19 protein-coding genes and 1 pseudogene are annotated in these 17,638 nt (G+C 34.8%); 15 read left to right on the top strand and 5 right to left on the bottom strand.

Going from position 1 to position 17,638, the window contains the following annotated elements:
- Positions 1-67 precede the first annotated feature (67 nt).
- From acnA to GMB29_RS13960, 7 genes are all read left to right on the top strand, one after another.
- Complete coding sequence (gene acnA / locus GMB29_RS13990; protein WP_136354548.1) at positions 68-2,794, top strand: aconitate hydratase AcnA; 2,727 nt, start codon at positions 68-70, stop codon at positions 2,792-2,794.
- Positions 2,795-3,045: 251 nt separating this feature from the next.
- Positions 3,046-3,555 (top strand): TlpA family protein disulfide reductase, encoded by a 510-nt coding sequence (locus tag GMB29_RS13985; protein WP_136354546.1) that lies wholly within the window; start codon positions 3,046-3,048, stop codon positions 3,553-3,555.
- 153 nt (positions 3,556-3,708) lie between these two features.
- Complete coding sequence (locus GMB29_RS13980; RefSeq protein WP_406600265.1) at positions 3,709-3,849, top strand: FbpB family small basic protein; 141 nt, start codon at positions 3,709-3,711, stop codon at positions 3,847-3,849.
- 64 nt (positions 3,850-3,913) lie between these two features.
- Positions 3,914-4,057, top strand: a complete 144-nt coding sequence (locus GMB29_RS13975; RefSeq protein WP_136354542.1) for an acid-soluble spore protein N — start codon at positions 3,914-3,916, stop codon at positions 4,055-4,057.
- 83 nt (positions 4,058-4,140) lie between these two features.
- Positions 4,141-4,386, top strand: a complete 246-nt coding sequence (tlp, locus tag GMB29_RS13970; RefSeq protein WP_136354540.1) for a small acid-soluble spore protein Tlp — start codon at positions 4,141-4,143, stop codon at positions 4,384-4,386.
- Positions 4,387-4,533: 147 nt separating this feature from the next.
- The gene (locus tag GMB29_RS13965; protein WP_136354538.1) at positions 4,534-4,950 is read left to right on the top strand and encodes an acyl-CoA thioesterase; all 417 of its coding nucleotides are present in this window, start codon (positions 4,534-4,536) and stop codon (positions 4,948-4,950) included.
- Positions 4,951-5,262 (top strand): hypothetical protein, encoded by a 312-nt coding sequence (locus GMB29_RS13960; protein ID WP_136354536.1) that lies wholly within the window; start codon positions 4,951-4,953, stop codon positions 5,260-5,262.
- A 200-nt stretch (positions 5,263-5,462) separates the two neighbouring features.
- On the opposite strand, the gene GMB29_RS13955 is transcribed toward GMB29_RS13960, so the two are convergent.
- Both GMB29_RS13955 and plsY read right to left on the bottom strand, forming a co-directional pair.
- Complete coding sequence (locus tag GMB29_RS13955) at positions 5,463-5,762, bottom strand: HesB/YadR/YfhF family protein (protein WP_136354534.1); 300 nt, start codon at positions 5,760-5,762, stop codon at positions 5,463-5,465.
- 151 nt (positions 5,763-5,913) lie between these two features.
- Positions 5,914-6,513 (bottom strand): glycerol-3-phosphate 1-O-acyltransferase PlsY, encoded by a 600-nt coding sequence (gene plsY / locus GMB29_RS13950; protein WP_136354532.1) that lies wholly within the window; start codon positions 6,511-6,513, stop codon positions 5,914-5,916.
- 250 nt (positions 6,514-6,763) lie between these two features.
- On the opposite strand from plsY, the gene GMB29_RS13945 reads away from it, so the two are divergent.
- From GMB29_RS13945 to GMB29_RS13930, 4 genes are all read left to right on the top strand, one after another.
- The gene (locus GMB29_RS13945; protein ID WP_136354530.1) at positions 6,764-7,177 is read left to right on the top strand and encodes a CoA-binding protein; all 414 of its coding nucleotides are present in this window, start codon (positions 6,764-6,766) and stop codon (positions 7,175-7,177) included.
- Positions 7,178-7,450: 273 nt separating this feature from the next.
- The gene (parE, locus tag GMB29_RS13940) at positions 7,451-9,418 is read left to right on the top strand and encodes a DNA topoisomerase IV subunit B (protein WP_136354528.1); all 1,968 of its coding nucleotides are present in this window, start codon (positions 7,451-7,453) and stop codon (positions 9,416-9,418) included.
- A 15-nt stretch (positions 9,419-9,433) separates the two neighbouring features.
- Entirely contained in the window at positions 9,434-11,869 is a 2,436-nt protein-coding gene (gene parC, locus GMB29_RS13935; protein WP_136354847.1) for a DNA topoisomerase IV subunit A, read from the top strand.
- A gap of 328 nt (positions 11,870-12,197) precedes the next feature.
- Entirely contained in the window at positions 12,198-13,127 is a 930-nt protein-coding gene (locus GMB29_RS13930) for a ketopantoate reductase family protein (RefSeq protein WP_136354526.1), read from the top strand.
- 432 nt (positions 13,128-13,559) lie between these two features.
- On the opposite strand, the gene GMB29_RS13925 is transcribed toward GMB29_RS13930, so the two are convergent.
- Positions 13,560-13,730 (bottom strand): hypothetical protein, encoded by a 171-nt coding sequence (locus tag GMB29_RS13925; RefSeq protein WP_155443896.1) that lies wholly within the window; start codon positions 13,728-13,730, stop codon positions 13,560-13,562.
- Positions 13,731-13,962: 232 nt separating this feature from the next.
- Between GMB29_RS13925 and GMB29_RS13920 the strand changes: the two are divergent.
- The 3 genes and pseudogenes from GMB29_RS13920 to GMB29_RS13910 form a co-directional block, all read left to right on the top strand.
- Positions 13,963-14,145 (top strand): annotated as a pseudogene (locus GMB29_RS13920) (amidohydrolase family protein); the annotation flags it as partial.
- Positions 14,146-14,328: 183 nt separating this feature from the next.
- The gene (locus GMB29_RS13915; protein WP_155443895.1) at positions 14,329-14,481 is read left to right on the top strand and encodes a hypothetical protein; all 153 of its coding nucleotides are present in this window, start codon (positions 14,329-14,331) and stop codon (positions 14,479-14,481) included.
- On the top strand, positions 14,474-14,719 hold the full coding sequence (locus tag GMB29_RS13910) for a hypothetical protein (RefSeq protein ID WP_136354522.1): 246 nt from the start codon (positions 14,474-14,476) through the stop codon (positions 14,717-14,719). Before GMB29_RS13915 ends, GMB29_RS13910 begins: the two co-directional genes overlap by 8 nt.
- Positions 14,720-15,067: 348 nt before the next feature.
- Here the strand turns inward: GMB29_RS13910 and GMB29_RS13905 are convergent, their stop codons facing one another.
- Both GMB29_RS13905 and cudC read right to left on the bottom strand, forming a co-directional pair.
- Positions 15,068-15,415, bottom strand: coding sequence for a hypothetical protein (locus tag GMB29_RS13905; RefSeq protein ID WP_136354520.1), 348 nt, complete (start codon positions 15,413-15,415; stop codon positions 15,068-15,070).
- A gap of 121 nt (positions 15,416-15,536) precedes the next feature.
- Positions 15,537-16,088, bottom strand: coding sequence for a choline uptake/conversion transcriptional regulator CudC (gene cudC, locus GMB29_RS13900; protein ID WP_136354518.1), 552 nt, complete (start codon positions 16,086-16,088; stop codon positions 15,537-15,539).
- Between the two features lie 305 nt (positions 16,089-16,393).
- Between cudC and GMB29_RS13895 the strand changes: the two genes are divergently transcribed.
- On the top strand, positions 16,394-17,638 hold the full coding sequence (locus GMB29_RS13895) for a quaternary amine ABC transporter ATP-binding protein (protein ID WP_136354516.1): 1,245 nt from the start codon (positions 16,394-16,396) through the stop codon (positions 17,636-17,638).

Raw genomic sequence — 17,638 nt, 5'->3', positions numbered from 1 at the left:
TAATAAAATTCGGGGTATCATCCTTCGACAAGAGTCGATCTTGATCTTATTAAGGGGGAGAAAGTAAATGACTAATCAAGTAACTACAAAAACAGATGCTTACCAAGCACGTAAAAACTTCACTGTAAACGGAAAAACATTTAATTACTATTCATTACAAGCATTAGAAGATGCGGGAATTGGAAACGTTTCACGTTTACCATATTCAGTAAAAGTTCTTTTAGAATCTGTATTACGTCAAGTAGACGGAAGAGTTATTACGAAAGAACATGTTGAAAATCTAGCAAAATGGGGAACAAGCGAGCAAAAGGAAATCGATGTTCCATTCAAGCCTTCCCGTGTTATCTTACAAGACTTTACAGGTGTTCCAGCTGTCGTTGATTTAGCATCACTACGTAAAGCAATGGCTGATTTAGGTGGAGATCCTGATAAAATCAATCCGGAAATACCAGTTGACCTAGTTATTGACCATTCCGTTCAGGTTGATAGAGCTGGAACTGCAGATGCACTACAATTCAATATGGACCTTGAATTTGAACGTAATGCAGAACGTTACAAATTCTTAAGCTGGGCGAGAAAATCATTTGATAACTATCGTGCTGTTCCACCTGCAACAGGTATTGTTCACCAAGTAAACTTAGAATACTTGGCAAATGTAGTTCACGCAGTTGAGAATGAAAATGGTGAATATGAAGCGTTCCCGGATTCATTAGTTGGTACAGATTCACATACAACAATGATTAACGGTATTGGTGTTCTAGGATGGGGTGTTGGTGGAATCGAAGCAGAAGCAGGAATGCTTGGACAACCTTCATACTTCCCAGTGCCAGAAGTTATCGGTGTTAAATTAATTGGAGAACTTCCAAATGGAACAACTGCAACAGATTTAGCATTAAAAGTAACACAAGTATTACGCCAACAAGGTGTAGTTGGTAAATTTGTTGAGTTCTTTGGTCCAGGTGTTGCACAGCTTCCACTTGCAGATCGTGCGACAATTGCAAACATGGCTCCTGAATATGGTGCAACATGCGGATTCTTCCCAGTTGATGAAGAAGCACTTAACTATATGCGTTTAACTGGCCGTGACGAAGAACAAATTCAAATCGTTGGAGAGTATTGCAAAGCAAATGGATTATTCTTCACACCTGAAAATGAAGATCCTATTTTTACAAAAGTTGTAGAAATTAATTTATCAGAAATTGAAGCAAATCTTTCTGGTCCTAAACGTCCACAAGATTTAATTCCTCTTTCTATGATGAAGGATACATTCCATGAGCATTTAGTAGCTCCAGCAGGTAACCAAGGTTTTGGTTTAGAGCCTACTGAAATTAACAAAGAAATCACTGTTAAATTCAATACTGGTGATGAAGTTAATATGAAAACAGGTGCGATTGCAATTGCGGCAATCACAAGCTGTACAAATACTTCAAATCCATACGTATTAGTTGCTGCAGGTTTAGTTGCGAAAAAAGCAGTTGAATTAGGTCTTGAAGTTCCTAAATACGTCAAAACATCATTAGCACCTGGTTCAAAAGTAGTTACAGGGTACCTAGAAAACTCTGGCCTTCTACCACACTTAGAAAAATTAGGTTTCAATCTAGTTGGTTATGGTTGTACAACATGTATTGGTAACTCTGGACCTCTTGCAGATGAAATCGAAGAAGCAGTAGCTGCTAACGATTTATTAGTAACATCTGTATTATCTGGTAACCGTAACTTTGAAGGTCGTATTCACCCGCTTGTAAAAGGCAACTACCTTGCTTCACCACCATTAGTTGTAGCTTACGCATTGGCTGGTACAGTAGATATTGATTTACAAAGTGATTCTTTAGGTAAAACAAAAGATGGTAAAGACGTATACTTTAAAGATATTTGGCCTTCAACAAATGAAATCAATGAAGTTGTTAACAAAACTGTAACACCTGAACTATTCAGAAAAGAATATGAGCAAGTATTTGATGATAATGCTCGTTGGAATGAAATTGAAACAACGGATGAAGCGTTATATGTATGGGATGAGTCTTCAACATACATTCAAAACCCTCCTTTCTTTGAAGGTTTAGATGCAGAGCCAGGTAAAGTTGAAACATTATCTAATTTACGTGTTGTTGCGAAATTTGGTGATTCTGTAACAACTGACCATATTTCTCCTGCTGGTTCAATTGGTAAAGATACACCTGCTGGTCGTTACCTACAAGAGAATGGTGTAACACCAAGAGAATTTAACTCTTATGGGTCTCGTCGTGGTAACCACGAAGTTATGATGAGAGGTACGTTCGCAAATATCCGTATTAAAAATCAAATTGCACCTGGTACAGAAGGCGGATATACAACTTTCTGGCCAACAGGTGAAGTAAAATCAATTTATGATGCATGTATGAATTACAAACAAGATGGTACTGGACTTGTTGTATTAGCTGGTAAAGATTACGGAATGGGAAGTTCACGTGACTGGGCAGCTAAAGGTACAAACCTTCTTGGTATTAAAACTGTTATTGCTGAAAGCTTTGAGCGTATTCACCGTAGTAACCTAGTTTTAATGGGTGTTCTTCCACTTCAATTTAAAGTTGGAGAAAGCGCAGATGTATTAGGTCTTACAGGTAAAGAAACAATTGAAGTTGAGATTGATGAAACGGTTAAGCCGCGTGATTTTGTAAAAGTTACAGCAACTGATGAGGCTGGCAACAAGAAAGAATTTGAAGTATTAGTTCGTTTTGATAGTGAAGTTGAAATTGATTACTACCGTCATGGTGGAATTCTTCAAATGGTATTACGTGACAAATTAAAAGGCTAATTATGATCGTTAAAAGGAGCGGAAATTTCGCTCCTTTTTTCTATTAGCAAAAGCTCAAGAACTTTAATATGCTTCTGATTAATTAGTTTTCTGTGTCTACCTTATAACTAATCTTACTGGTTAACACGCTTATTCAAGTAAGTGATATACATTGTCCTTTTTAATTATCCATGATTAAATAAAAGAAGTAATAATTTCTTTCATATACATAAAGCTCATTTTTTCTTTTGGTTAAGGAGGTCATGATAAAAATGAAGAAAATAATAGCCATTTCAGTATTAGTTTTATTAGTGGGATACGGAATTTATCATGCCATTTCACCTGCTGATGCAAAGGTAGGTGTGGCAGAAGGAAAAGCTGCACCAGACTTTGAATTAACGACATTAGAAGGAGAACAAATAAGTTTATCGAGTCTAAAGGGGAAAAAGGTCATTATAAATTTTTGGGCAACTTGGTGCCCTCCATGTCGTGCCGAAATGCCTGATATGCAAAAAATCCATGATACTTATGGCGATAAAGTCGTCGTTGCAGCAGTCAATCTTACAAGTTCGGAAAAGAGTATAGATTCTATTAAGGGATTTATCGATGAACTTGGGTTATCATTTCCTGTTTTATTGGATAAAAAAGGTGATATTAATAAACAATATGAGGTAATGTCGTATCCAACATCGTACATTGTAAATGAAAATGGAATAATAACTACTAAGTTCATAGGTGCTATGAACTATGAACAGATGAAAGATTTTCTAAAGCTTAAGTAGATCGAGTATATGTCTCGGTCTATTTTTATTGAAAATAAAACAAAATGGATACTTCAAAAGTAAATTATCTATATCATCACACTTTCATTTATTTTCTAAAAATTGTATTAAATTGTTAAGATTTTGGGAATCCTTCTATTTACATAAGTGGAGGTGAACAGTTTGAGAAAAAATAAGAAAAGAACATTTGAAGAATTAGTCATGGAAAATAAACAACAACTTTTACAAGATCAAGCGGCACTCGAACGTATTGAGGATCGATGGGAGCAACGAATGCTAAAGAAATTAGATTAACAAGCTTTTCTAGTCATTTAATACCTTATAGAAGGGTATTCTATCCTTTGAGGAGGCGATAAAAATGACAAATTCAAATGATAAACAATCACATTTCAACCCAAATCATATTGGAACTAAATCACGTGGATTTGGTGGAAATAAAGGAAAAAAAATGCAAGATAAGTCCGGACATCATCCTCAAGTTATGCAAACAAAAGGTGAGTAATTTCTTTTAAACGTGTTTAAATATCCCTTCAAAATAGCAGACTAAAATTGTTCCATAGGTTATGATGAAAGGAAGGATGCATAATGACAAAACAAAATCGTCCAAACCCAGATGATCGTACAGACAACGTTGAAAAACTTCAAAGTATGGTCCAAAACACGATTGAAAACATTGAAGAAGCACATGATACACTACAATTTGCATCACCAGAGGAACGGGAATTAATCGAAGCAAAAAATGCCCGTCGTGAAGAAAGTATTCATGCTCTACGTGAAGAAATTAAAGATGAGGCTCAAGCACGAGAAAATGGTTATCGTAACGATCAATAAAAAATCAGGCTATAGCCTGATTTTTTTTATTACGTGAATTAGAACCCTCCGATACTTTGTAAAAGTCATTTTCGTTCATTAATAATTTGTTGTATGGTATGATAGTTAGAAGAATTTTCAAAATGTGTGCAACAAGGAGAGAAAAACATGCTTGTATCTAAAAAAGAAATTGAAGTACGATATGCTGAAACTGACCAAATGGGTGTCGTTTATCATGCAAATTATTTAATATGGATGGAAGTTGGCAGGACAAAGCTAATTCAAGACCTAGGATTTTCCTATGCAGGTATGGAAGAAGAAGGGATTATTTCGCCTGTTGTTGACCTTGAAATTTCTTATAAAAAGCCACTTCGGTATGGTGATATAGCAATAATTCACACATGGATCGATGAATATAACGGTTTAAAAAGTGTCTATGGTTATGAAATTTATACCTCAGCTGGGGAATTAGCGGTACAAGCTAAATCTAGTCATGTTTGTGTAAAAAAGGACACATTTAAACCAATAACTCTTAGAAAACGCTTCCCAGATTGGCATGAAGCATATGAAAAGGCGAAGAAATAAGTGGCTTTTGGTATTTCTCGCAAGGAGTTAACAAAGTGGAAAGAAGAAGTTCAAAAGGGTGAAATTTCATTTCTTACTCATTTTTGGCTAGATGATCGATTTCCGAATTCACACTGTGTAACAAAGGTAGGTTGTAAAGATATCGAAAAATTAGCTAATTGGGGTAAAAAATTCGGCTTAAATAAAGACTGGATTCATCATTATGATAACTATCCACATTTTGATTTATTAGGCGAAATACAATTAAAAATCTTAAAATTCTACGGACTTGATGATCATATTAAGCGTTTTAATTTACATAATGAAAAATGACTTATCAAATGTTTATGCGCAAGATGGTAAAGATCAATCATGTGTAATGAAAAACATAGGAAAAGAATGTGAACATTCAATTCTATTCATTTGCAGAGTTACGTGACATTAGAATGATGTATGGAAAATTGAGTGAATTAGAATCCTTAATAAAAAAGGTCAAAATCTATTTTTTATATAGACTTTGACCTTCATTTGGACTAATTTACAGGTTCTATGTAGTTAAATATTGGTTCATCAACTTCTTCATCAAGTTCAACTTGCAGGTTATGGTTGTCAAAATACCATAAATCACGATTTTCAACAAAAAAAGTGATACCTTGGGCAACGATACTAGAACCTACATCTTCAGGTTCTTGCTTGACAACTCCAAGTGAAAATCCTTTTTGGACATTACTACAACCGCCATAGCGCACAAAAAATTTTACAGTATCACCTTTTTGAAGCTGTAATTCATTTATATACCAGCTTGCAGCTTTATCATCAACAAATAATTCCAACGTTTTCACTCCTTGTACCTCAATACTTATTAATACCTGACAAACTTTTTAACAAAGCTATTTTGTATTTACAATTTTATATTAACATAAAGAATGATTATCGAAACTAATAAGGTCTTAAATCTTTAAATGAAATCGTTAAACTAGATAATTATTTATTTTTATTAAAAGATAACCATTTTACTTTTGGTTCAGTTTTATTCATAATTCTTTTAATATTAGCCCGATGTCGATAAATAACAAAGATCGTTAAGAGGGAAATAACGATTATTAATGGGATATCTTTTGTAAACAAGCTATATACAATTCCGTATACACCAGCAAGCATTGATGATAAAGATACATATTTTGTAATAAAAAGAATTAGGAAAAAGAATAAAATCATGGTAATAAACATGATTGGTTCACTAAACAAAAGCAATCCAGCAGAGGTAGCTACAGCTTTTCCACCTTTGAATTTCGCAAAGATCGGATATGTATGGCCAATTACTGCAAAGATCCCAACCAGCAATGGATGTAAATCTACATTTAATAATATTGGTAATGATGCTGCAAGAGTTCCTTTTAAAATATCTGATATGGTAACGATTAGACCTGCTTTAACTCCAAGCGTTCGAAAAGTATTTGTACCGCCTAAATTGCCACTACCATGTTCACGAATATCAACTCCATAGCCTACTTTTCCAACAATTAGTCCTGAGGGAATTGATCCTAGTAAATAAGCTAAAATAAATAGTAAGATTTCAATCATTTTGGTGCTCCTTTTTATAATCTCCCTATATTCTATCACGAGATATGAGAAAAACTCTATGAGAGAATAAAAAAACATGAAAAGATACAGTTTAATTGATAAGATAGTATAGAAAAGGAATTCACTCATATTATAAGTTTTTCCATACGAACTAATACATGACAAAAATTAAAGTAATCACAAATGAATAGTAAATATGTTGAATCGAACATGTGTTCCTGGTATGATAATTGAAAGGAGCTTGATGATTATGGCTATTGAATATCCAACAAGAGAAGAAACGGGTAATATTTTAAAAAAGAGTAAAACAATTGCTGTTGTAGGCTTATCAGATAATCCTGAAAGAACCTCTTACATGGTTAGTAAAGCGATGCAGGATGCAGGTTATGAGATTATTCCTGTAAATCCAACTGTTGATAAAGTCCTGGGTGTTAAAGCTGTAGGTTCTTTGAAAGATATTGATGGACATGTAGACATAGTTAATGTTTTTCGCCGATCTGAACACTTGTTAGATGTTGCGAAAGAATTTCTTGAAATTGATTCAGATGTTTTTTGGGCACAATTAGGACTTGAGAACGAGGAAGCATACGATTTATTGAAGAAGAATAATAAAACTGTTGTCATGAATCGATGTATTAAGGTTGAGCATGCTTTGACGAAATAAAGTTTATGTTCAATTTTGGAAAAATCCTTGTAATAAACAAGGATTTTTTACTTTATTACACGAATAATCTTTGCTAAATGTAAATTACAATATACAATAAAGCGTGGATAAAATGTAATTTGACCTAATCTTAATAAAAGTTGCGTAAGGATGAAAAGCCTTTCATTGAAAGTGCGGGTTGTCGTAAGATAAATTATTGTATAAAATACTAAAACATGCGTTCTAATGTTGAGCGTTAATTGATTGTTTGTTAGTTGAAAGGGGTTTAGTCGTTTGGGAAATAAGCAACAATTTGATTATAATGATGATGCTATACAGGTTCTTGAAGGACTAGAAGCCGTAAGAAAACGTCCCGGTATGTATATTGGAAGTACCGATAGCCGAGGTTTGCATCATCTCGTATATGAGATCGTCGATAACGCTGTTGATGAAGCTTTAGCAGGTTATGGTGATCAAATCATTGTAAAAATACATAAAGATAACAGTATATCTGTTCAAGATAAAGGTCGTGGAATGCCAACAGGCATGCATAAGCTTGGGAAGCCTACACCTGAAGTAATATTGACGATCCTTCATGCTGGTGGTAAGTTCGGTCAAGGTGGCTATAAAACAAGTGGAGGACTGCACGGTGTAGGTGCTTCTGTTGTAAATGCCCTGTCTGAATGGTTAGTTGTAACGATTCAACGTGATGGATTTATGTATGAACAACGATTTGAAGATGGTGGAAAACCTGCTACTACCCTTGAAAAAAAGGGGAAAACAACTAAAACCGGAACAAAGATTCATTTTAAACCAGATCCGGATATATTTAGTACAACAGTCTATAATTTTGAAACACTGAGTGAACGATTAAGAGAGTCGGCATTTCTGTTAAAAGGTTTCAAAATTGAGCTCATTGATGAAAGACATGACCAACACGAGGTTTATCATTATGAGACTGGTATTGAAGCTTTCGTCACTTATTTAAACGAAGAGAAGGATAGCCTTCATCCCGTTGTTTCTTTTGAAGGTGAGCAAAACGGAATTGAAGTTGATTTTGCCTTTCAATTTAATGATGGTTATTCGGAAAACATTCTGTCTTTTGTAAATAATGTTCGAACGAAGGATGGCGGTACACATGAAGCTGGAGCAAAAACTGCCATAACAAGAGCATTTAATGAATATGCAAGAAAAACTGCCCTGTTAAAAGAAAAGGAAAAAAACTTAGAGGGTTCAGATATACGTGAAGGTCTTGCCGCAATCATATCAGTCCGTATTCCGGAAGATCTTTTGCAGTTCGAAGGACAAACGAAAGGTAAGCTTGGTACAAGTGAAGCAAGGTCTTCTGTAGATGCGATCGTCTCAGAAAACATTTCTTATTTCTTAGAAGAAAACCCTGATTCAGGAACACTGCTTGTAAAAAAAGCTATTAAAGCGTTCCAAGCAAGGGAAGCGGCCCGTAAAGCTCGTGAAGAAGCAAGAAGCGGGAAAAAACGGAAACGTTCGGAAACAACATTAAGCGGAAAGCTAACACCGGCTCAATCCCGTAATCCATTAAAAAATGAATTATATCTTGTAGAGGGTGATTCTGCAGGTGGTTCAGCTAAGCAAGGACGGGATCGCCGATTTCAAGCTGTATTGCCACTAAGAGGTAAAGTTATTAATACGGAAAAGGCAAAGTTAGCTGATATTTTTAAAAACGAAGAGATTAATACAATCATCCATGCCATCGGCGGTGGTGTCGGTTCCGAATTCTTAGTTGAGGATATAAATTATGATAAGGTTATTATAATGACTGATGCTGATACAGATGGTGCACATATTCAAGTCTTACTCTTAACTTTCTTTTATCGATATATGAAGCCGTTAATTGAAAATGGAAAAGTATTTATTGCATTGCCGCCTCTTTATAAGGTCAGTAAGGGTTCAGGAAAAAAAGAAGTTATTGAATATGCATGGTCTGATGATGAATTAAATGATGCCATATCCAAAGTCGGTAAAGGGTATATGATCCAGCGTTATAAAGGTTTAGGTGAGATGAACGCTGATCAGCTTTGGGAAACAACAATGAATCCAGAATCACGAACATTAATTCGGGTAAAGATTGATGATGCAGCACGTGCTGAGCGTCGGGTTACTACCCTTATGGGAGACAAAGTAGAACCGCGACGTAAATGGATTGAAAATAATGTTGCATTCGGTCTTGATGAGGATACAAACATATTAGAAAACGAGCATTTATCGGTCGCAGAGGAGGTATAGATTTTGGCAGATTCAATTGAAATATTTCGTGATTTACCTCTTGAAGATGTAATAGGTGACCGTTTTGGACGTTATAGTAAATACATCATTCAAGATCGTGCACTTCCAGATGCACGAGATGGCTTGAAGCCTGTACAACGAAGAATCTTATATGCAATGCATGTAGAGGGAAATACAAATGATAAAAACTATCGTAAGTCAGCTAAAACAGTAGGTAATGTAATTGGTAACTACCATCCGCATGGAGATTCATCCGTATATGAAGCGATGGTTCGAATGAGTCAGGATTGGAAGGTTCGAAATGTACTTATTCAAATGCATGGAAATAACGGTAGTATTGACGGTGATCCACCGGCTGCTATGCGTTATACAGAAGCAAGGTTATCTGCCATTGCTTCTGAATTGCTTCGTGACATTGATAAGGAAACAGTTGAATTTGTCCCAAACTTTGATGATACAAGTAATGAACCATTAGTATTACCTGCTATGTTTCCTAATCTACTCGTAAATGGATCAACAGGAATATCAGCTGGATATGCAACAGATATTCCCCCTCATCACTTAGGTGAGGTGATTGATGCTGTGATAAAGCGAATGGACCATCCAACATGTACAGTTGATGACTTAATGACGGTCATGAAAGGTCCTGATTTTCCTACAGGTGGGATTATTCAAGGTATTGATGGCATTAAGAAGGCATATGAAACTGGTAAAGGCAAAATCATTATCCGAGCTAAATCAACGATTGAAGAAATACGCGGCGGAAAACACCAAATTGTCATTACCGAAATTCCTTATGAAGTGAACAAAGCCAATCTTGTAAAACGGATTGATGAATTCCGAATTGAACGAAAAGTTGAAGGAATTGCAGAAGTACGTGATGATACGGACCGTACTGGTTTACGAATCGTTATTGAATTAAAGAAGGATGCAAATGCGGAAGGTGTCCTAAACTACTTATTTAAAAATAGTGACCTGCAAATCACGTATAATTTTAATATGGTTGCCATCCACAATCGCCGACCAATGCAAATGAGTTTACCGGCAATCCTTGATGCTTACATTGGACATCAAAAGGAAGTTGTTTCAAATCGTTCAAAATATGAACTTCGAAAAGCACGTGAACGTCAACATATTGTTGAAGGTTTAATGAAAGCTTTATCGGTTTTAGATGAAGTGATTGCAACTATTCGTGCGTCTAAAGATAAACGCGATGCAAAGGACAACTTAATCAATAAATTCCAATTTACTGAGCCGCAAGCTGAAGCAATTGTTTCTTTACAGCTTTATCGTTTAACAAATACAGATATTACAGCGTTGCAAAACGAATCTGAAGAGCTTGCAAAAAAAATAGAAGAATTAACAAGTATTTTAAACGATGAAAAAGTATTATTAAAAGTCATTAAAAATGATTTAAGAAGAGTGAAAAAAACGTATGCAGATGAGCGTCGTTCTGTGATTGAAGCGGAAATTTCTGAAATTAAGATCAATCTTGAAGTTATGATTGCGTCAGAGGATGTAATCGTGACAGTTACAAAGGATGGCTATGTGAAACGTACAAGTCTCAGATCTTATGCAGCATCAAACGGACAGGACTTCGGAATGAAGGATACAGATCGCTTGTTAGCTCAATTTGAAATAAATACGACAAATGTTGTGATACTCTTCACGAATAAAGGTAATTACTTATATTGTCCTGTTCATGAATTGCCTGATATTCGTTGGAAAGATGTTGGGCAACATATCGCTAATATTATCCCGATCGATAGAGACGAAGAGATTATAAAAGCTATACCTATTAAGGATTTTGAAGAAAAGGCCTTTTTAACCTTTATTACAAAAGATGGTATGGTGAAAAAATCTGAACTTATACAATATAAGGCACAAAGATACTCTAAACCACTTGTGGCGCTTAATTTAAAGGGTGATGATATTCTTGTTGATGTCCATGTGACTTCAGGAGAAAATGATTTATTTCTAGTGACACATCTTGGGTATGGTTTATGGTTTGCAGAAGAAGAGGTTAATATTGTTGGACCTAGAGCAGCTGGTGTAAAAGGTATTAATTTAAAACCTGATGATTATGTTGTAAGTGGAAAAATAGTTGAACGGGATCAAAAAGAATTCTTAATTATTGCTACTCAAAGAGGTGCAGTAAAGAAAATGAACTTGACTGAGTTTGAAAAAACATCACGTGCAAAACGCGGTTTAATTATGCTCAGAGAATTAAAAAACAATCCTCACAGAGTAGTCGGGGCAGAGATCGTACATGCTCAAGGAGAATTTTATATTGAAACAGAAAAAGGTGTTATTGGAAGTGTTGATGTTTCAAGCTTAAGAGCAAATGATAGATATAGCAACGGATCATTTCTCATTGATGAACAAGAAGCTGGTACAGTAAATAAGGTTTGGTTATCGATTACTGAAGATGAAAGCAAAAAAGAAAGTTAACATTTCAAAAGACCGAGGCTGACTCAAAACAAATGGTAAGACCCTACAGAGGCACTATATATTTTACTTTTTACCTGTAAAAAGTAAAATAGATGTGTGTTAGTTTGTGGAGTCGAACCTTTTTGAGACAGCCTCTTTTCGTTCTTATTAATGGTTTCCATTTTCATGTAGCACCGATTATTATCTAGTCTGCCATTTACTAATTTTTATAAAACTAATAGATTATCATTGTATGTTTTTAGTAAGAAAAAATTAATATGAATTGTTTAAATCCAATATTAAGCGATTTCATGATAACATAAAAAGGATAGAGTAGGAGGATAAAAATATGATGAATATTTTAGTACTAGGTGCAGGGGCACTTGGAGCTTATTTTGGCGGGAGAATGCTTGAGGCCGGTGTTAACGTATCTTTTTTTGTACGAGATAGAAGAGCCGCTCAATTAACGAAGGAAGGGTTGACAATAACGAGCCCTGAAGGAAACTTCGAATGTAAAGATGTAACTGTTTATACATCAACTGATCAAGTGAATGATATAGATTTGGTCATCCTTGCAGTAAAAGGGTACCATCTTGATCAAGTAATCCCACAGGTTCATGCTATTGTTAGAAAAACAGGTGCATTCGTACTGCCTTTGTTAAATGGAATGGAACATTTAGAATTGCTGCAGACTGAGGTAGGTGAACAAAAAATATTAGGAGGGTTCGCTTCAATCATTGCAACATTAAATGAACAAGGACATGTTGTGCATTCTAACAATAGTAGTGCCATAAAATTTGGAGCTCTTCATAATGAGCAGATCCAAATTTGTGAGCAATTAGAAAAAATACATCACCTGGTTAAAACAAGTCTCCTAAGAGAAGAAAATATATTAAAACATATGTGGAAAAAGTATATTTTTATCACAGCATTGTCAGGCATAACTTCAGCTATGCAGCTTCCAGCAGGTTTTATAGCCAGTTCAGAGGCTTCATTTCATGTTGCTAGAAACGTAATCTTTGAAATGAATACGCTTGCAAAAGAAGTAGGGATTCATTTATCAGAGCAGGAAGTGGAAATCATGGCAAATAGATTAAGGGGATTCCGCCCAGAAGCAACATCTTCCATGCATCAAGATATGAGAAAAGGACTGCCATTAGAAGTTGAGCACTTACACGGGGGAGCACTTCGATTGGCAAGTAAATACAATCTGAATATTCCAGTTATCGAAACATTGTACGGCATTCTTAAGCCATATGAAAACGGAAAACCGAATTAAATAGCTTGAAAATCATATGCTGTCGAAACAGCTCAATTTTTTATATTATTTTTAACTAGTAATTTAACCTTAAACACTCGAATGGATCCATAAAAATCGGGATAAAACATTGTATTCCAACTTTGTTAGGTTATTTAAGTATCGGGCTGGCAGCAGGTATTGTACAAAAGACTGCTGGTTTTACTATTATTGCAGTAAGCAGTTCCCGAATCATCTATACCAGGCTGTCAATTTTGATAGATTTTTTCTGTTTATAGCTTCTCACAACTAAAAATATCAGTAGTAAGATATAAAACTGCTATTGCTTATTTAAAACAATTAAAGTCTATATTAATAAAATCCAGACAAGAAAAATAGAAGTTACTTACAACTCCTATTTTTCTTGTCTACTTGAGTTGATAAGGTTAGACTTTATGAAACCCTACGATCATACTATTCCTGTTCGGAATAAACGCCTACAGTTTCCTGTGAAGATATTTGCTTTTGCGCTTCTGTAACATGATTTATATTTTTTTGATATTCCATTTTGATTTGAGTATCAACATTTTTGAATTCATTTCGTTCTGTATTTCCTTTAGTAAAATGATTTGATTGTTTCTTCATTTTCATAGCTCCTTACATCAATTTATCGTGAGGTTATACCCTTTTATTTTCTCATTTAGGATATGTAAACATTGAATCTTTATCCGAAAAATAAATTACTTAGTCTAAGGTCGTAATTTCAGAAAAGTAACGATTAGGTAATGAGAGGTTCAACATGTGAAAACTATAATTTAAGTACAATTCCTAGTTCCTGGTAGAAGGACGGACTCCGAATTGATTTGATTTAGACAACGCTTCAACAGATATACCTATAATGGTAAAACGTACATGTTTCCATATTATCTCTGTAAATAGTAAGGAGCTTGAAATTGCTGGCATTACAAAGGACACACCAGATCCTGAAGGTGGGCAGATAGATCGAGATGTCTTTGTCGAACCAACAGGAGTTTTGCGTGAACAGGCTCGGTTTTTTTAATTGAGAAGCGTATTCCAGTACCTGAAGAAAAGGTTTATATTGATATGCTTGTCAACTTGTTCAAAGCAATTAAGTGCATACGGTATTACAAGTATGACAGAAATGTACGAAGAATCGGAGCCGACTGATTAGTTAACTTTATATCGTCGGGCTTATGAAGCGGGCTTAAAACAGAAGACGCCCATGTACTATCATTTGAATGCTTTAAAGGTTAAAAATCTGTTAACACCAGATTATATTTCACCTGATGATCCTATTTTTATTGCTGGTATTAAACTGCTGGCAGATGGAAGCGTATCAGGTCGAACTGCATGGCTAGCAGAACCGTTTGTTTGAAGGAGAAGCAGATAACTACGGTTTATCAACGACAACACATGAAATATTAGAAGAAGCAATTTCGGAAGCACGAGAAAAAGGTATACATGTTTCTGTACATGCAATGGGTGATCATGCGGTTGACCAAATTGTGAATGTATTTGCAAAAGAGGAACCATGGGTAAAAGACGCACCAACATTCCATGTAGAACATGCAGCAATGCCGACAAAAAAGCGATTGCATCATATGTGGAATTAAAGATGTGTGTTTAGTTTTGGTACATAAGAGGTAGTGGAAAGGAACAAAGTGCAGAAAGACAACCTGAATGACTAAAAATATAAATGAGGCTGACTCAAAACAAAGGGTCAGACCCCAAAGTGCACAATTTACGAACTTTTTATAAGTAAAGTTCAGTAAATTTGTGTATGTTTGAGGGGTCAGACCCTTTTCACTGAAAAAGCTTATTTTTTTTGAAATAAATTTGTAAAAGCGTGAAAAATTTCAATTCCTTGATAAGTGAATAGACTTAGTGCCGTAAAAGAAAAAACTACAATCGGAATTAATCTTAACCAAAACATCATTTAAAACCTCCTATTAAATAAAATATTAGTAGTTAGGTAATAAATGACTTTTAGAAAAATAGGATGATTGATAATAAACTGAGTAAAGGAAATGTCTCATTTTTCGCTTGGATTTATAGCTAGCGAAAAAGATGAGTGATAAAATCATGAGAACTAAGATTAATGTATCCTTTACCGAATTGCTGTTCGAATGAAGGTAATGCTTCTGATCATCTTCATCTAGATTAATTGTAGTTAATGATGCTTCAGCTTCAACAGCTACCTCTTTGCCAGCATGTAAAGGTTGACTAGAGTGATGTATTGAAACGAAATGAAATCCTGCAAATATTAATAAAAGCATCATCATTAATTTAAGCAGCAAGCGAAGTTTCAATGCCGTCACCCCTTTGCCGTATAATATGAATATCATAACGCTATATTTTAGTTTTGAAAAGAACTATTTTTGTAGAGTATTGTCAAATTAGATGAGAAAAAGAGAAAACGGAAACCCACGCTTATGAATTGGTGTGGTCTTCCGTTCTTTTTGGAATATATTTGAAAATTTCTTCTGATTCAAAGCTATCGATCAATCTATTGAGCCACTCATAATAATCTAGTGCTTGATGGAGCTTATCAATATCACTTTTAATTTCACTTTTCATCTCTTCTGAAATTCCAGGTGATTCAATTAGCTGATTTAGTTCAGTCAAAGATTTATCAATGGCATTAACATTATCTGCAACACTGTTTCTCCATTTTATCGAAAAGAAGTCAACAAATGTCTTATACCAATCTTCTTCAGCAACATATAAATCTTTTCTATTCCCCTTTTTCCAGACCTTGTCAACCATATTTAAATCCATTAGATGTCTAACAGATGTACTCATACTTGTTTTACTCATACCTAATTCGTTTTTCATTTCATCTAATGTCATTGGATGATTTTGAAAATAAAGGAGACCCCATAATCTTCCTACAGATGGTGTTACACCATATAAATTCATATTTTGAGATATTTCATCTATTACTCTTTCTCGAGCTTTCTCAAGTTCGTCTTTACCTTGCAAACCTTGTCACATCCTATTAATACGATATATATACAGACTACATATTAATAAATTGTTTGTAAAGTCTTTGTAAAAAAAGGAATCCGGAGGAAATGTAAGCATAAAGTATATAAAGTACGTACAGTATTTTCTGTACAAAGTTTACGACTGAATATGAACCTATATGCAATTTGTAATCATTTTTTACTATTTCTATAATTAATAAGGCAGAGTGTTCGTGACAAATATATCAATGAAAGAGGGAATGAATTTCGTAGTTATAGATGATTCGTCGCGTTTTAATGAATCAAGGTAGAGGTGAAAAGATGAAGAAAAATGAAAGAACGGTAAAAATCACTGTTCGAGAAGTATCGAAAATTTTTGGGAAAAATACAAAAAAAGCTGTTCAGCTTCTCAAACAAGGAAAATCAAAACAAGAAATTTTAAAAGAAACAGGATCTACAGTCGGTGTTAATCGCGCTAATTTTGAAGTGTATCCTGGAGAAATATTCGTCATAATGGGCCTATCAGGGAGCGGTAAATCAACACTTGTTCGGATGTTCAACCGATTGATAGAACCTACAAGTGGTCAAGTATTAATAGATGGTGAAGATATCGTTGCAATGAGTAAGGAAGAATTGCGTGATGTTCGACGTAAAAAGATGAGCATGGTGTTTCAACGTTTTGCCCTTTTCCCGCATCGAACCGTCTTATCTAATACAGAGTACGGATTAGAAGTACAAGGTGTTTCAAAAGAAGATCGTCAAAGAAAAGCATTAGAAGCACTTAAACTAGTTGGTCTTGAGGGGTATGAGCATCAATTTCCTAGCCAATTAAGTGGCGGAATGCAGCAGCGGGTAGGTCTTGCAAGAGCACTTGCCAATGATCCTGATATTTTATTAATGGATGAAGCATTTAGTGCACTTGATCCATTAATAAGAAAAGATATGCAGGACGAATTACTAGATCTTCAATCGACAATGGAAAAAACAATTATTTTCATTACACATGATCTTGACGAAGCTTTACGAATTGGTGATCGAATTGCATTGATGAAAGATGGAAATATTGTGCAAATTGGCACACCTGAAGAAATATTGATGAATCCATCGAATGACTATGTTGAGAGATTTGTAGAAGATGTTGATTTATCAAAAGTATTAACAGCCAGTCATGTCATGAAGCGTGCAGAAACCATTCATCTTGATAAAGGGGCAAGAATCGCTCTTAAGGTGATGAAGGATAATGGAATTTCAACAGTTTATATCGTTGATAAACAAAAGAAATTATTAGGAGCTGTAACAGCTGCTGATGCGAAAGAAGCGATTGAGAAGAATCTTCCATTAGAAGAAGTTGCAACTAAGGATGTTATAACCGTTCAACAAGATACACTTCTTATTGATCTATTTGATGATGTTTCAAGCGCAGTAATCCCTGTTGCAGTAATAGATTCTGATAATAGATTAAAAGGTATTATTGTTAGAGGAGCAGTTATTGGGGCACTTGCCGGAAATGAAACGTATATTAATGATAAAGAGCTTCCTATAACGGATGAAAGGGAGGTGCTTTAA

It is taken from the genome of Metabacillus sediminilitoris, from assembly GCF_009720625.1.
Taxonomy (GTDB): domain Bacteria; phylum Bacillota; class Bacilli; order Bacillales; family Bacillaceae; genus Metabacillus; species Metabacillus sediminilitoris.
Note: the sequence above shows the minus strand (reverse complement) of the source record. Positions and strands in the feature narration are given on the sequence as shown.

Bases quoted from the DNA above. Each gene is read 5' to 3' on its own strand.
- acnA (WP_136354548.1), top strand. From the start codon at position 68: ATGACTAATCAAGTAACTACAAAAACAGATGCTTACCAAGCACGTAAA.
- GMB29_RS13985 (WP_136354546.1), top strand. From the start codon at position 3,046: ATGAAGAAAATAATAGCCATTTCAGTATTAGTTTTATTAGTGGGATAC.
- GMB29_RS13975 (WP_136354542.1), top strand. From the start codon at position 3,914: ATGACAAATTCAAATGATAAACAATCACATTTCAACCCAAATCATATT.
- tlp (WP_136354540.1), top strand. From the start codon at position 4,141: ATGACAAAACAAAATCGTCCAAACCCAGATGATCGTACAGACAACGTT.
- GMB29_RS13965 (WP_136354538.1), top strand. From the start codon at position 4,534: ATGCTTGTATCTAAAAAAGAAATTGAAGTACGATATGCTGAAACTGAC.
- plsY (WP_136354532.1), bottom strand. From the start codon at position 6,513: ATGATTGAAATCTTACTATTTATTTTAGCTTATTTACTAGGATCAATT.
- GMB29_RS13945 (WP_136354530.1), top strand. From the start codon at position 6,764: ATGGCTATTGAATATCCAACAAGAGAAGAAACGGGTAATATTTTAAAA.
- GMB29_RS13930 (WP_136354526.1), top strand. From the start codon at position 12,198: ATGATGAATATTTTAGTACTAGGTGCAGGGGCACTTGGAGCTTATTTT.
- GMB29_RS13925 (WP_155443896.1), bottom strand. From the start codon at position 13,730: ATGAAGAAACAATCAAATCATTTTACTAAAGGAAATACAGAACGAAAT.
- GMB29_RS13915 (WP_155443895.1), top strand. From the start codon at position 14,329: ATGTACTATCATTTGAATGCTTTAAAGGTTAAAAATCTGTTAACACCA.
- GMB29_RS13895 (WP_136354516.1), top strand. From the start codon at position 16,394: ATGAAGAAAAATGAAAGAACGGTAAAAATCACTGTTCGAGAAGTATCG.